Source organism: Streptomyces bacillaris (assembly GCF_003268675.1).
GTDB classification, from domain to species: Bacteria; Actinomycetota; Actinomycetes; order Streptomycetales; family Streptomycetaceae; genus Streptomyces; species Streptomyces bacillaris.
This window is the reverse complement of record NZ_CP029378.1, coordinates 7,475,303-7,489,210: the sequence shown is the minus strand read 5'-3', so window position 1 is coordinate 7,489,210 and position 13,908 is coordinate 7,475,303. Positions and strand designations below refer to the sequence as shown.

16 protein-coding genes are annotated in these 13,908 nt (G+C 70.6%); 6 read left to right on the top strand and 10 right to left on the bottom strand.

Annotation, left to right across the window (positions count from 1 at the left end; all coding sequences use genetic code 11):
• The first annotated feature begins 14 nt into the window (after window positions 1-14).
• The gene (gene melC2, locus DJ476_RS32730; protein ID WP_103416929.1) at window positions 15-842 is read left to right on the top strand and encodes a tyrosinase MelC2; all 828 of its coding nucleotides are present in this window, start codon (window positions 15-17) and stop codon (window positions 840-842) included.
• 151 nt (window positions 843-993) lie between these two features.
• Here the strand turns inward: melC2 and DJ476_RS32725 are convergent, their stop codons facing one another.
• From DJ476_RS32725 to DJ476_RS32715, 3 genes are all read right to left on the bottom strand, one after another.
• Window positions 994-1,968 carry an alpha/beta hydrolase gene (locus tag DJ476_RS32725; RefSeq protein ID WP_112492207.1) on the bottom strand — a complete coding sequence of 325 codons (975 nt, stop codon included), beginning with the start codon at window positions 1,966-1,968 and terminating at the stop codon, window positions 994-996.
• Between the two features lie 477 nt (window positions 1,969-2,445).
• The gene (locus tag DJ476_RS32720; RefSeq protein WP_112492690.1) at window positions 2,446-3,714 is read right to left on the bottom strand and encodes an MFS transporter; all 1,269 of its coding nucleotides are present in this window, start codon (window positions 3,712-3,714) and stop codon (window positions 2,446-2,448) included.
• Entirely contained in the window at window positions 3,711-5,117 is a 1,407-nt protein-coding gene (locus DJ476_RS32715; protein ID WP_112492206.1) for an NAD(P)-binding domain-containing protein, read from the bottom strand. Before DJ476_RS32715 ends, DJ476_RS32720 begins: the two co-directional genes overlap by 4 nt.
• Before the next feature lie 103 nt (window positions 5,118-5,220).
• Between DJ476_RS32715 and DJ476_RS32710 the strand changes: the two genes are divergently transcribed.
• On the top strand, window positions 5,221-5,598 hold the full coding sequence (locus tag DJ476_RS32710; protein ID WP_103416925.1) for an ArsR/SmtB family transcription factor: 378 nt from the start codon (window positions 5,221-5,223) through the stop codon (window positions 5,596-5,598).
• A 25-nt stretch (window positions 5,599-5,623) separates the two neighbouring features.
• On the opposite strand, the gene DJ476_RS32705 is transcribed toward DJ476_RS32710, so the two are convergent.
• Window positions 5,624-5,950 carry an ArsR/SmtB family transcription factor gene (locus DJ476_RS32705; RefSeq protein ID WP_241565468.1) on the bottom strand — a complete coding sequence of 109 codons (327 nt, stop codon included), beginning with the start codon at window positions 5,948-5,950 and terminating at the stop codon, window positions 5,624-5,626.
• 65 nt (window positions 5,951-6,015) lie between these two features.
• Here DJ476_RS32705 and DJ476_RS32700 point away from each other — a divergent pair, with 65 nt between their 5' ends.
• Complete coding sequence (locus DJ476_RS32700; RefSeq protein ID WP_112492205.1) at window positions 6,016-7,065, top strand: flavin-containing monooxygenase; 1,050 nt, start codon at window positions 6,016-6,018, stop codon at window positions 7,063-7,065.
• A 4-nt stretch (window positions 7,066-7,069) separates the two neighbouring features.
• Here the strand turns inward: DJ476_RS32700 and DJ476_RS35900 are convergent, their stop codons facing one another.
• The 5 genes from DJ476_RS35900 to DJ476_RS32680 form a co-directional block, all read right to left on the bottom strand.
• Window positions 7,070-7,204 carry a hypothetical protein gene (locus tag DJ476_RS35900; protein ID WP_275539261.1) on the bottom strand — a complete coding sequence of 45 codons (135 nt, stop codon included), beginning with the start codon at window positions 7,202-7,204 and terminating at the stop codon, window positions 7,070-7,072.
• Window positions 7,201-7,467 carry a hypothetical protein gene (locus tag DJ476_RS32695; protein ID WP_112492204.1) on the bottom strand — a complete coding sequence of 89 codons (267 nt, stop codon included), beginning with the start codon at window positions 7,465-7,467 and terminating at the stop codon, window positions 7,201-7,203. Before DJ476_RS32695 ends, DJ476_RS35900 begins: the two co-directional genes overlap by 4 nt.
• A 76-nt stretch (window positions 7,468-7,543) precedes the next feature.
• Window positions 7,544-8,605: an ArsO family NAD(P)H-dependent flavin-containing monooxygenase gene (locus DJ476_RS32690; RefSeq protein WP_162638823.1), complete on the bottom strand. Its 1,062-nt coding sequence runs from the start codon at window positions 8,603-8,605 to the stop codon at window positions 7,544-7,546.
• Window positions 8,606-8,741: 136 nt separating this feature from the next.
• Complete coding sequence (gene arsB, locus DJ476_RS32685) at window positions 8,742-9,848, bottom strand: ACR3 family arsenite efflux transporter (RefSeq protein ID WP_112492203.1); 1,107 nt, start codon at window positions 9,846-9,848, stop codon at window positions 8,742-8,744.
• Window positions 9,845-10,153, bottom strand: a complete 309-nt coding sequence (locus tag DJ476_RS32680) for an ArsR/SmtB family transcription factor (RefSeq protein WP_070199682.1) — start codon at window positions 10,151-10,153, stop codon at window positions 9,845-9,847. Before DJ476_RS32680 ends, arsB begins: the two co-directional genes overlap by 4 nt.
• A gap of 92 nt (window positions 10,154-10,245) precedes the next feature.
• Here DJ476_RS32680 and DJ476_RS32675 point away from each other — a divergent pair, with 92 nt between their 5' ends.
• The 3 genes from DJ476_RS32675 to DJ476_RS32665 all read left to right on the top strand — a co-directional run bounded on the left by DJ476_RS32675 (window position 10,246) and on the right by DJ476_RS32665 (window position 12,945).
• The gene (locus tag DJ476_RS32675; protein ID WP_070203087.1) at window positions 10,246-10,659 is read left to right on the top strand and encodes an arsenate reductase ArsC; all 414 of its coding nucleotides are present in this window, start codon (window positions 10,246-10,248) and stop codon (window positions 10,657-10,659) included.
• Entirely contained in the window at window positions 10,656-11,645 is a 990-nt protein-coding gene (trxB, locus tag DJ476_RS32670; RefSeq protein ID WP_103416921.1) for a thioredoxin-disulfide reductase, read from the top strand. Before DJ476_RS32675 ends, trxB begins: the two co-directional genes overlap by 4 nt.
• Window positions 11,646-11,853: 208 nt before the next feature.
• Window positions 11,854-12,945 (top strand): IS630 family transposase, encoded by a 1,092-nt coding sequence (locus DJ476_RS32665; protein ID WP_112492202.1) that lies wholly within the window; start codon window positions 11,854-11,856, stop codon window positions 12,943-12,945.
• A gap of 170 nt (window positions 12,946-13,115) precedes the next feature.
• Here DJ476_RS32665 and DJ476_RS32655 read toward each other — a convergent pair whose 3' ends face one another.
• Window positions 13,116-13,544, bottom strand: a complete 429-nt coding sequence (locus DJ476_RS32655; protein ID WP_162638821.1) for a MerR family transcriptional regulator — start codon at window positions 13,542-13,544, stop codon at window positions 13,116-13,118.
• Window positions 13,545-13,908: the final 364 nt, after the last annotated feature.

The following is a 13,908-nucleotide window of genomic DNA, read 5'->3' as shown; positions in this document are numbered from 1 at the left end:
CGGGGAGCACCCTCATGACCGTACGCAAGAACCAGGCGAGCCTGACCGCCGCCGAGAAGCGCACCTTCGTCGACGCCGTCCTGGAGCTCAAGCGCACCGGCCGCTACGACTCGTTCGTCACCACGCACAACGCCTTCATCATGAGCGACACCGACAACGGTGACCGGGTGGGTCACCGGTCGCCCTCCTTCCTGCCCTGGCACCGCAGATTCCTCATACAGTTCGAGCAGGCGCTCCAGGAGATCGACCCCGCCGTCGCCCTGCCCTACTGGGACTGGACGGTGGACCGCACCGTCGCGTCCTCCCTGTGGGCACCGGACTTCCTCGGCGGCACCGGCCGTGCCAGGGACGGGCAGGTCGCCGAGGGGCCGTTCGCCGTCAGCAGCGGCAGATGGCCGGTCACGGTGACGGTCGACGGGCGCGGCTTCCTCCGCCGGGCCCTCGGCTCCGGCGTAGCGCAACTGCCGACCCGGGCGGAGGTCGAATCGGTCCTCGCCATGCCCACGTACGACACCGCGCCCTGGAACAGCGCGTCGGACGGCTTCCGCAACCACCTCGAAGGCTGGCGCGGCGTCAATCTCCACAACCGGGTGCACGTGTGGGTGGGCGGCCAGATGGCCACCGGCGCCTCGCCCAACGACCCGGTCTTCTGGCTGCACCACGCGTTCATCGACCGGCTCTGGGCCCAGTGGCAGGCACGCCACCCCCGCTCCACCTACCTGCCGGCCGCGAGGACCAGGAACGTCGTGGGCCTGGATGACGTCATGCGCCCCTGGAACGACGTGACGCCCGCCGACATGCTGGATCACACCCGGCACTACACGTACGACACGATGGCGTAGCTCGGCGTACGGGCCCCGGGGCGGGGGGCGGTTCGGTGGCCTGTCGGGGGGCGGCGGCCGGCCCGGGCGTTCCGTGGCCGGTCGAGGGGCGGAGGCCGGCCCGGGGCCGATGGCCGGAGCACTGTCGGTCCCGGGCCGCCGTCCCACCCGCTCAGCCTCCGTGCAGGGCCGTCCTCAGGGCGTCGACGGCGAGCTTGCGGGCGACGTGGGCCGCACGGGTGTCGCGCAGGCTGTCCAGGAGCAGGAAGTCGTGGACCATACCCGCCACCCGGACGGAGGTCACGTCCACACCGGCCTCCCGCAGCCTGTTGGCGTACAACTCCCCCTCGTCGCGGAGGACATCGGCCTCGTCGGTGATGACCAGGGTGGTGGGCAGCCCCTTGAGCTGTTCCAGGGAGGCCCGCAGCGGGGAGGCGTACACCTCGGTGCGCCGGGCGGGGTCGGGGATGTAGGCGTCCCAGAACCACTTCATGCCGTCGCGGGTGAGGTAGTAGCCCTCGGCGAACCGGAGGTACGACGGGGTGTCGAAGTCGGCGTCGGTCACCGGGTACAGCAGGACCTGCGCCTTGAGGCCGATCCCGCCGCGCTCCTTGTTCATCAGCGCGAACACCGCCGACATGCAGCCGCCGACCGACTCACCGGTGACGGCGATCCGCGAGGTGTCCAGGCCGTGTTCCGCACCGTGCTCCAGGACCCACTGGCCCACGGCGTAGTTCTGCTCCACCTGGGTGGGGTACCTGGCCTCGGGCGCCCGGTCGTAGACGGGGAAGACCCCGGCCGCACCGGCGCCGACGGCGAGTTCGCGGAAGAGCCGGTCGTGGGTCCTGTCGTCGCCGAAGACCCAGCCGGCGCCGTGGATGTAGAAGACCACCGGCAGCGGCCCGGTGGCCCCCTCGGGCCGGATGATCCGGGTACGGACCGTGCCCCACTGGCCCGCGTCCACGTCGACCCACTCCTCGTCGACGTCCGGGCGGGGGACGCTCTCGTCGCTCTGCAGGCCGAGCAGGATGTCGCGGCCCTTCTCCGGGGGCACCTCGTAGATCCGGGGGTGCGGATCCGTGGCCTCGCACAGCTCCTTGGCGGCGGGTTCGAGGTAGGGCGTGATCGGAGGGGGAAGGTCGCTCATGTCAGCTCCCTGTCGCGGGCACGCGCGGGTGCCCTGTTCGCGGTCGCACGGGTGCCACGGATCGCGGGGCTCACCGACGTACCACCGTGAGTCTCATCGGCGTGGGTCCTCCCCCGTGTGCTGCCGTCGGTCTCACCGGCCTGGCACGACTACGGATACCCCGGCACCCATGCCCGGGTTTCCATAGTTCGTTCCGCCTTCCTCCTCCGCAATCCGGCACGGAAACCATCGGGAGTTCATGGCCGGCGCCGTCGCGCCGCCGTCGCGTCGGCGTCCGCGTCGATGCGCCGGGCCAGGCGCTCGGAGGAGGCCGCGCTCCGCCCGGCGCAGAGGCTGCGGTCGGCGACGACGCACGGGCGGAGCGGCGGGCTCCCTCGATGCCGAACCCGGTGCTGGCACGGAATCCGTCCACCTCGGGAAGCTCCGGGGCCGGCTGTGACCGAGCGCCGTGGTTGGCCGGTCCGGCCAGGTGTGTGCTCACTTCGGGAGGAGCTTGTTCGTGCCCGGTGCCGGCCCGCTGCTCCTGGCTCGGCCGGGTGTCGTCCTGAATCCGGTGATGCAGGCGGCTGCGGAGAGTGCTGCGAGGGCGATGAAGAGCTGTGGGTAGCCGCCGAGTGGTGGGGCGACGGCGGTGGCGGCGAAGGGGGCGATGGCGGCGGCTGTGGTGGTGGGGGCTGCGAGGAGTCCGGAGAGGCGGCCGTAGTGGGTGGTGCCCCAGCGGTCGGTGATGGCGGTTGCCTGGAGGAGGGTGAGGTTGCCGCGGACGGCTCCTGCTGCGACGGAGAGAGCGACCAGCATCGCGTAGGGGCCCGAGGTGACGGCAAGGGCTGCGGTGGTGAGGGCGCCGAGTGCGACAAGCGTGACGGTGCGGGTGGTGGGGCTGGTGCGGCGAGCGAGAGTGGCGTAGAGGGTTCGGCCCAGGGTTTGTCCGGCGCCGCCGAGTCCGAGTGCCCAGGCTGCTTCGGTGCTCGTGTAGCCGCGTTCGGCCATGAGGGGGACGAAAGCGATGACGGCGGCGGAGACGGTGAAGGCGGACAGCGTCAGGGTGGCTGCGAGCATCCAGAAGGGGCGCGTGCGTGCGACCTTCTCCACGGCACCGCCGTTGTGGGGTCCGGTACAGACGGAGGCTCTGGGCCAGGGGGCTCTGAGTGCCAGGGCGTGGGCGGGGATGGTCACCGCGGCGAGGATCAGGGCGAGGACGGCGTAGGTGGCACGCCACGACAGGTGATCGGCGAGGGTGGCGGTCAGGGGTGCGAAGGCGGTGGAGGCCAGGCCTCCCGCGAGCGTGACGATGGTGAGCGCGCGGACGTGGTCGGGTGCCCACCAGCGGGTCAGGGCGGCGAAGGCCGGCTGGTAGAAAGTGGCTGCCATCGCGAGTCCGGCGAGCAGCCAGCCGGCGGTGAAGGCGGGCAGGTTGGGTGCCGAGGCGATGATGAGGACGCTCAGGAAGCCGAGGACCGAGCCGGTGGTCATAACGGTACGCGGGCCGTGGCGGTCGATGATCCGGCCGACACGGATCCCGGCGAGGGCGGAGACGAGCAGGGCGGCGGAGAAGGCTGCGGTGGTCGCCCCGGCGGGCCAGCCGGTGGCGGTGGTGATCTGCGGGTTCAGGACGGGGAACGCGTAGTAGACGACGCCCCAGCTGGTGATCTGCGTGACGCACAGCGCGGGCAGCGCGGCGCGGGGCCGTGACCGGACCCCCGTCCCGGTCACGGCCCCGCGCTCGGGAGTGTTGAGGTCGGTCATGAGCCGCAGCAACCACCCGCCGGCGATTCATCGGCCGACTCCGCCGTGACAGGCTTGCCGACGCCGAGCTGCACGAGGGCCGGTTCCGGCGTCGCGCAGCAGCCTCCGGCATCGGTCTTGGCCGCGTCCGGGGCGTCGAAGAGTCCGGCTCCGCCGCAGACTCCGGTCTCGGGCAGGGTGAGTTCGACACGGTCGGCGGCTTCCAGGTCTCCGGCGAGGGCGGCCGCGACGGAGCGGACCTGCTCGTAGCCGGTCATGGCGAGGAAGGTGGGGGCGCGGCCGTAGGACTTCATGCCGACCAGGTAGATCCCGGCCTCCGGGTGGGAGAGTTCGCGGTGGCCGTGCGGGTAGACGGTGCCGCAGGAGTGCTGGTTGGGGTCGATCAGGGGGGCGAGCCCGGTGGGGGCCTGGAGCCGATCGTCGAGGCCGAGGCGGAGCTCGCCAAGGAAGCCGAGGTCGGGGCGGAGGCCGGTCAGCACGATGACTTCGTCGACCGGATCCAGGCGGCGTCCGTCCTCGCCCACCAGGACCAGGCGGCCGTCGGTGTCGCGTTCGATCGCCTCGGTACGGAATCCCGTGACCGCGTCCGCGTGCCCCTCGTCGACGGCGGCCTTCGCCGCGAGGCCGAGGGCTCCGCGGGCGGGGAGCTGGTCGGCGCTGCCGCCGCCGAAGGTGGAGCCGGAGATGCCCCGGCGCAGGACCCACACCCCCTTCGTGCCCGCGCCGTCGTCGGCCGTCGCCAGGCCGGCGAGGGAGGCGAGGGCGGTGAAGGCCGAGGCCCCCGAGCCGATGACGGCAGTGCGGCGCCCCGCGTAGCGGGCGCGGACAGCCGGGTCCTGGAGGTCGGGGACGCGGTAGGTGATCCGGTCGGCGGCGGCCTCCTCGCCCAGGGCGGGCAGGCCGGAGGCGCCCGCCGGGGACGGCGTGGACCAAGTGCCGGACGCGTCGATGACGGCGCGGGCGAAGACCCGCTCCTCGCGGCCGTCGGCGTGGGCGATGTGGACGACGAACGGCTGCCGCTCGCGGTCGGCGTCGACGATCCGGTCGCGGCCGGTGCGCGAGACGCCGGTCACCCTGGCACCGAGGCGGACCCTGTCGCCGAGCGCGTCGGCGAGCGGCTGCAGGTACTGCTCGGCCCAGTCCCCGCCGGAGGGATACGTGGCCGCGTCGGGGCGGGTCCAGCCGGTGGGGGCCAGCAGCTTCTCGGCGGCCGGGTCGATCAGCTCACCCCAGGTGGAGAAGAGGCGTACGTGCGCCCATTCCCGGACGGCGCTCGCGGCGGCGGGGCCGGCTTCCAGGACGAGCGGGAGGAGGCCGCGCTCGGTGAGGTGGGCGGCGGCGGCAAGGCCGGCGGGACCCGCGCCGATCACGGCGACCGGCAGGCCCTCGGGGGTGGTGGTCATGGCGGTGATCTCCTCCGGGAAAAGGCGGCAGGTCGGCTGCTGTTTCGATTGCTGTCTATGTTTGGAGCTTGCCACTCACATCGACAAGCGTCAACATAGACATATGTCGAATTCTGAGGTTGCCGAGTCGCCGGTGCCGGACCCGGAAGCGGTGGTGCCGTGCTGCCCGCCCCTCACCGCCGGGGAGCTGTCCGCCCCGGACGCGGAGCGGATGGCCGCGATGTTCAAGGCGCTCTCCGACCCGGTGCGGCTGCGCCTGTTCTCCAAAGTCGCCTCGCATCCGGGGGGAGAGGCATGCGTCTGCGACATCCAGGACGTCGGCGTCTCCCAGCCGACCGTCTCCCACCACCTGAAAAAGCTCCGCGCGGCAGGGCTCCTGACTTCGGAGCGGCGCGGAACGTGGGTCTACTACCAGGTCGCACCCTCCGTCGTGGCCGCCATGTCCGCCATGCTCGACCTCCGCCCGGCCGCCCGCAGATGAACTGTCGGCCTGCCCCCGTCCGGCGTCAGCAGACGGTTCCGGGCGGGCAGCAGACCGCCAGGTACGCCTGAAGGTCGGAGAGCCGCTCGGCCATGGCCGCGCCGTCGGCGCGATAGAACACCTGCCTGCCCTCCTTGCGGGCGACGACCAGCCCTCCCCGGCGCAGCAGGCTCAGGTGCTCCGAGGCGGTCGACGCCTTCAGTCCGCACCGTTCTGCGACCTCGCCGACCATCAGCTCGGCACCACCGGCGAACTGGAACATCACCCGCTGGCGGGTCTCGCTCGCCAGCGCCTTGAGGAAGTCGGCCGTCGCCGGATCGAGCACGGCCCCCTCACCCCTGTCCTCCGTCAACGCCCCACACCCCACATTTCGTTACTTCCCGAAACAACGACTCATTGTGAGAGGTCCAGGTTCTCATGGAGCACGCTGATCTCATCGTCATCGGTGCCGGACAGTCCGGTCTCGCCACAGCCGCCCTCGCCCCGCGCCACGGCTTCGCCCGGGTGCTGGTCCTGGAGAGCGCCGAGGAGCCGGGCGGGGCCTGGCCGCGCTACTACGACAGCCTCACCCTCTTCTCCCCTGCCCGGTACTCCTCCCTGCCCGGAATGCGGTTCCCCGGCGACCCGGACCGCTACCCGCGCCGCGACGAAGTCGTGGACTACCTGCGCGCCTACGCCGAGCGCCTGCCCGCCTCGATCCGCACCTCGACGGTCGTCGCCTCCGCTATCCGCCAGGACAGCGTGTGGAGGGTGCGGTCCGAGGACGGACGGGAGTTCACCGCCCCTGCGGTGATCGCCGCGACCGGCGACTACGGCACACCGTTCTCCCCCGATATCCAGGGACACCCGGGGTTCGGCGGCCGTGTCCTGCACGCCGCCGACTACCGCAGCCCCGGCGCGTTCGCCGGGCAGCGGGTGATCGTGGTCGGCGGAGGAAACTCCGCGATCCAGATCGCCGCCGAACTCGGCCCGGTCGCCGACACCACCCTCGCCACCCGCCGCCCGGTCGGCTGGACTCCCCAGAAGCCGCTGGGCCGGGATCTGCACTGGTGGCTCAAGTACTCCCGGGTCGACATCGCACCGATCCGCCGTCTGCTCGCGAAGGTCCCCGTGTCCGTGATCGACGACGGGCACTACCGCGCCGCACTCGACGGGCACGGCGTCGACCGCCGCGACATGTTCAGCCGGTTCACCACCGGCGGTGTCCTGTGGGCCGACGGGTCCAAGGAGGACGTCGACGCGGTCGTCTTCGCCACCGGCTACCGCCCCGTGTTCAGCTACCTGACTGGCTCGGGAGCCCTGGACGCGGCGGGAGCGCCCGTTCACCGCGGCGGCTTGTCCACCACGGTGAAGGGGTTGGGCTTCGTCGGCATGGACTTCCAGCGGAGCTTCTCGTCGAAGACGCTGCGTGGAGTGGGGCGTGACGCCACCTGGCTCCTTCACCGCCTGCCAGCGCCGCGCCGCTGACGTCTCAGGCATTGCCGCTCTGCGGCCGCAGCTCCTCGAACCCGATCACCTGTTCGGAGGTGAGGTGGCTGGGGCGCAGGCCCCTCACCAACGTGGTGTCCCAGGGGCGGCTGCCGCTGTGGTTCGGGGTGAGTATCACGCCGTCGCTGCACAACGAGTCCGGGTGGCTGTATGGGCGTTGGCCTGTCCGGCGCCGGCCGGGACCTGGGGAAGCAGGGGCGTGAAGAACCGGTGGCCGCCCGGGCCGACGCGTTCGGTGTCGATGTCCACGGGCGGCGCGGCGGCGTCGGCCGCCGCGTGCTCGCAGTAGGGCACCAGCTCGTCGTTCAGCGCGATGGGCGACTCTCCGGCCACTCGGAGCAGCGAGTCCAGCACCTCCGTGGTGGCGGGACCCCGGAACATCTCGTGGCCTTCAGCGTCGTGGCGCGCCGAGTGGACAGCGCAGCCCTCGACGCATCCTGAGCACGGCCGGGAGGCATCAGCCCAGCAGGGCGGCGATCTCCCGGACGGCGTCCCGGGCCGGGCGGCCGACGCCGATCAGTGTGGCCGATGCGGGACCCGTCCAGTCGCCGTAGCCGAGGAGGTGCAGGCGAGGTTCGTCGACGGCACGAGTGCCGTGGGTGGGGATGCGGCCGCGTTCGCCTCGCAGGCCCAGCGGGGCAAGGTGGGAAAGCGCGGGGCGAAAGCCGGTGCACCAGATGATTTCGGCAGCTTCCGCTCTGGTGCCGTCCGCCCACTCCGCGCCCTTCTCGGTGAGACGGGCGAACATCGGCTGGGCCTTGAGGAGGCCGGCATCCCGTACGGCGCGGACCGGCGCGACGGCGACGATATCGCCGAGCGAGGCGACGCCCCCCGTGTCGGTGTCCCCCGTGTCCAGCGCGCGGCGGCGGGCCGTGGCAGCGTCGAAAAGGGCACGGCCGTCGATGTCGTCGGCCAGGTAGCGTGCGGGCCGTTGGGTGACCCAGGTCAGGTCGGTGTGCGGGGCGAGGTCGGCGGCGATCTGGGCTCCGGAGTTGCCTCCTCCGACCACGATGATCCGCCGTCCCGCGAAGTCGTCAGGGTTGCGGTACTGCACGGTGTGGAGCTGGCGGCCGGTGAAGGTCTCGCGGCCGGGTACGGCAGGGAGGAAGGGCCGCCACCAGGTTCCGGTCGCCGAGACGACCGCGCGGGCGGACCAGACACCCGCGTCCGTCTCCACCCGCAGCCGCTCCTTGTCACGGCGTACTGCGCTGACCTGGACCGGTCGCTCGACGGGAAGGGCGTAGCGCTCCTCGTACGCACTCAGGTACTGGACGACGTGGCGCGCGTCCGGGTACTCCCACCCGTCTTGGGAGGGCATCAGCCAGCCCGGCAGGGAGGAGTAGGCGGCCGGGGAGAACAGGCGGAGCGAGTCCCACGTGTGCTGCCACGCGCCGCCCGGTGAGGGCTGGGCGTCGAGGATGACGAAGTCGAGGTTCTGGCGGCGCAGGTGGTAACCGGCGGAGAGGCCCGCCTGGCCGCCGCCGATCACCACCACGTCCACATCCACCGCGTGTGTCACCGGACCGCCCCCGGACCGACGGCGAGCGTCTCGGCTCCCGCCCCACCCCTGCGCGGCGCAGCTTCCGCCGCCGGGCGCACGGCGAGGTGGGCCGTGGGGCGGACGGCGGGATGCGGGCGGGAACCGAGGCGGTACATCAGTGCTGCGTGGTGCTGGTGGTGATCGCGGTCGGGGCGAACCTCTTGCGCCAGGCCAGCGCCACGTACACCAGGGCGATGAGAACCGGGACCTCGATGAGCGGGCCGACGACGCCCGAGAGCGCCTGACCCGAGGTGACTCCGAACGTGGCGATGGCCACGGCGATGGCGAGCTCGAAGTTGTTCCCGGCGGCCGTGAAGGCGAGTGTCGTGGTGCGGTCGTAGGCCAGGCCGATCGCCTTGCCGATCACGAAGCTGCCGAAGAACATGATCGCGAAGTACACCAGGAGCGGAAGCGCGATCCGCACCACGTCCAGAGGCTGCGAAGTGATCGTCTTCCCCTGGAGGGCGAAGAGGATGATGATCGTGAAGAGCAGGCCGTAGAGGGCCCAGGGGCCGATCTTCGGCAGGAACTTCGCCTCGTAGGACTCGCGGCCCATCTTCTTCTCGCCGAGGCGGCGGGTGAGGAAGCCGGCGAGCAGGGGCACGCCGAGGAAGATGACGACGTTGAGGGCGATCTTCCACATGGAGATGTCGAGCGTCTCCCCTTCGCCGAGGCCGAGCCAGCCTGGCAGCAGGTCGAGGTAGAGCCATCCGAGAAGGCCGAAGGCGATGACCTGGAAGACGGAGTTGAGGGCGACGAGGACGGCTGCGGCCTCGCGGTCGCCGCAGGCGAGGTCGTTCCAGATGATGACCATGGCGATGCAGCGGGCGAGGCCGACGATGATCAAGCCGGTGCGGTACTCGGGCAGGTCCGGCAGGAAGATCCAGGCCAGGGCGAACATGACGGCCGGGCCGATGATCCAGTTGATGACCAGCGAGGAGACCATCAGCTTGCGGTCCCTGGTGACGACGTCGAGCTTGTCGTAGCGGACCTTGGCCAGTACCGGGTACATCATGATCAGCAGACCGACGGCGATCGGCAGCGAGATACCGCCGACCTCCACCTTCGCCAGGGCGTCGTTCAGCCCCGGGATCAGCCGACCGAGGCCGAGGCCGAGAGCCATGGCCAGGAGGATCCAGACGGCGAGGAAGCGGTCCAGGATGGACAGCCTCTGCACGACCGAGGACTCCTCGGTCATCGCGGGTGCTTGCGTGGGGGTCACGGACAGGCCCTCTTGTTCTCGGCGGCGGTACGAGCGGACTCGGCCAGATCGGCGAACTGGCCGGCGAGCTGGGCGATGACGTCCGGGCGGAGCTTGTAGTACGTGAAGCGCCCGCACGGTTCGGTCTCCACCACTCCTGCCTCGCGCAGGACCCTCAGGTGGTTGGAGAGGTTCGTCTGCTTCGCACCGGTCTCCTCCACCAGGTGGGTGGTGCACAGCGTCTCGCGGGCGAGCAGGGTCACGATCCGGAGGCGGAGCGGATCGCCCAGCACCCGAACCAGTTCAGTGTCGACTGACGTCATCATGGGCTGATACTCTCACATCAGTTGCCACTGACGCCACCAGGTGCTGATGTCATGTGCGCCTGATTCGACCCTATGACGAGAGAGACCTCCTGATGCCCGAGAAGCCCTCTGTCCTGTTCGTCTGCGTCCACAACGCCGGCCGCTCCCAGATGGCCGCCGCCTGGCTCACCCATCTCGCCGGGGACCGCGTCGAGGTCCGCTCCGCCGGATCCAACCCGGGTGACGCGGTGAACCCGGCCGCTGTCGAGGCGATGGCAGAGGTCGGCATCGACATCTCCGCCGAGACCCCCAAGATCCTCACGGTCGACGCGGTCAAGGAGTCGGACGTCTGCATCACCATGGGCTGCGGCGACACCTGCCCCGTCTTCCCCGGCAAGCGCTACCTCGACTGGAAGCTGGAAGACCCGGCCGGCCAGGGTGTGGCAGCGGTCCGCCCGATCCGCGACGAGATCAAGGTCATGGTCGAGGGCCTGATCAAGGAGATCGCGCCGGAGACGTCCAAGTGAGCGCCGACACGGACGTCCGGAACGTCATCGTCATCGGCTCCGGCCCTGCCGGATACACCGCCGCCCTCTACACGGCGCGCGCCGACCTCAAGCCGCTGGTCTTCGAAGGCTCGGTGACCGCGGGCGGCGCGCTCATGAACACCACAGAAGTGGAGAACTTCCCCGGCTTCCCCGAGGGCATCGTCGGCCCGGACCTCATGGACAACATGCGGGCCCAGGCGACACGCTTCGGCGCCGAGTTGGTCCCCGACGACATCGTCGCCGTCGACCTCACGGGCGACATCAAGACGGTCACCGACAGCAGCGGAGCGGTCCACCGGGCCCGCGCCGTGATCGTGACCACCGGATCGCAGCACCGCAGGCTGAATCTGGAGCGCGAGGACGAGCTGTCGGGCCGCGGCGTCTCCTACTGCGCGACCTGCGACGGCTTCTTCTTCCGCGACCGCGACATCGTGGTCGTCGGCGGCGGCGACACCGCGATGGAGGAAGCCACGTTCCTCACCCGGTTCGCCCGCTCCGTCACGGTCGTCCACCGCCGCAGCACGCTGCGGGCCTCCCAGGCCATGCAGAGCCGCGCGTTCGCCGACGACAAGATCTCCTTCGCCTTCGACAGCGAGATCGCAGAGATCAAGGAGGAGAACGGCGCGCTGTCAGGCCTCGTCCTGCGCGACACGTTCAGCGGCCGGACGCGCGACCTGGACGCCACGGGCCTGTTCGTCGCGATCGGCCACGACCCCCGCACGGAACTCTTCGCCGGTCAGCTGGACCTGGACGACGAGGGATACCTGAAGGTCGAGGCCCCCTCGACCCGCACGAACATCCCCGGCGTCTTCGGTGCGGGAGACGTCGTCGACCACACCTACCGCCAGGCGATCACCGCTGCCGGTTCGGGATGCGCCGCAGCCCTGGACGCCGAGCGCTACCTCGCGGCTCTCACCGACACCGAGGCGGGCGCGGAACCCGAGATGACCCCGGCAGCTGTCTGAACGTCCCGGCCGAACAACTCCGCGCACGAGCTCCGGGAAGGCTCTCCGCGCATCGAGAAGTGCGCGCGGCCGCCATCATTCCAAGGCGGGCGAGAGGGCCGGCCAGGGCTCGACAGCCCAGCAGAATGCGCTGAAGCACTTACTTCAGAAGCATCGGAGCTCTAGTCTTCTGAGTTAGGAATTCTGTTCAGATGTATAGGCTTGGCCTGTGGCGCGTACTGGGCGGCCGAAGGCCGAGTTGATCCTGTCGGGTGAGGAACGGGCCGCGCTCGAAGGGTGGGTGCGGCGTCGGTCCACGCCGCAGGCGTGGGCCTTGCGCTGTCGGATCATCCTGGCCTGCGCGGAGGGCGCTTCGAATAAGGACGTTGCTGTCCGGCTCGGCTCGACGCCGCATGCGGTGGGCCGGTGGCGTGCGCGTTTTGTCGAGCACCGGATCGCCGGCCTGGGCGACATGCCCCGCTCGGGCGGTCCCCGGACGGTGACCGACGAGCGGGTGGCCGCATTGGTCACCAAGACGCTGGAGTCGGCGCCGAAGAACGCGACCCACTGGTCGACGCGGTCGATGGCGAAGCAGACGGGTCTGTCGCAGTCGACCGTATCGCGGGTCTGGCGGGCGTTCGGCCTGCAGCCGCACCGCTCGGAAACGTTCAAGCTGTCGACGGATCCGTACTTCGTCGACAAGGTCCACGACGTCGTCGGCCTCTATCTGGACCCGCCCGAGCGGGCCCTGGTCTTCTGCGTCGACGAGAAGTCGCAGATCCAGGCCCTGGACCGCTCTCAGCCGGTGCTGCCGATGATGCCCAAAGTGCCGCAACGCGTCACGCACGACTACGTCCGTGCCGGCACCACCACCCTGTTCGCCGCACTCGAGGTCGCCACCGGCAAGGTCATCGGTTCCCTGCACCGCCGCCACCGCGCCGAGGAGTTCAAGAAGTTCCTCATCAAGCTCGACCGGGAAGTGCCGGACGGCCTCGAGGTCCACCTGGTGCTGGACAACTACGCCACCCACAAGACCCCGGCCATCAAGACCTGGCTGCTGGCCCACCCCCGGTTCCACCTGCACTTCACACCGACCGGGTCGTCCTGGCTCAACCTGGTGGAGCGATGGTTCGCCGAGCTGACGAACAAACAGATACGGCGAGGCGTCCACAAGACCGTCCAGGCCCTGGAGAAGGACATCCGGACCTGGATCGCAGCCTGGAACACCGACCCCAGGCCCTATATCTGGACCAAGACCGCGGACGAGATCCTCGAACGCCTCGCCTCATATCTGAACAGAATTCCTGACTCAGGAGACTAGGGCCTGTCGTCAAACTGCCGTCGTTGCCCGAAGGGCGGCCGTGCGGCGTCCGGTGCGTGCGATCGCAAGGCGCCGGAATGGTCTTGTAGCGGAGCTACCAGGGCATTTCGGCAACGCCGCGAGCGTGCGTGCCGGGCGTCGCACGGCAGGCGGCAGTTTGACGACAGGCCCTAGTCCCGCAGCGCGGGCAGCGGCGCCTCGCCGGGAGCGTCCCGGAGGCGGGTGCGGAGGGTTTCGGCGAAGTCTTCCGCGCGGGTCAGCTGGGTGCGCAGGTCGTCGATCTTCCGGGCGGCGGCCCGCTCGTAGGCTCTCATGCGTTCCAGGAGCGCTTCGCGTTCACCGCTGTCGCCCGACAGGGCGGCGTCGAGGCGGTCGGTGATGTCGAGGAGGTCGCGCATCTCGTCCAGGGTGAAGCCGAGAGGCTTCATCCGGCGGATGACCATGAGCCGGGCGACGTCGGCCTCGGTGTAGAGGCGGAATCCGCCCTGGGAGCGGGCGGAGGGGGTGACGAGCCCGACTTCCTCGTAGTGGCGGATGGTGCGCAGGGACAGCTCGGTCCGCGCGGCGACTTCGCCGATCTGCATGTGCTCGTCGTCCACGCCTGTGGCCCCGGCCCTTCTCGTCGCGGCGGCCCGCATCGGTACGACCCGCCGATCTCCACTCTAACGTTAGGGTAGAGTTGCTGGTGCGGAGCGGCTGGTCCGTACCGTGGCTGTTGTTCCAGGGGCAGCAGACGCCCCCGGCGAAGGTTCCTATTCCTGCAGGAGACAGAGCGTGCGCGAGTCGATGACGCCGATCGCCGCCACCTGCCCGCCGTGAATCTTCGCACCCCGATGTGAGCCGTCGGCCGCACACCTGCGCCAAGCTCCGCCCTCATTCGGCTTCCGGCCCGCCACGCGGGCCGTCCGCAGGGTTCCGCTCCGGCCCCTGCGTGTCCTTCCCGCATGCCCCGGCTTACCCGCG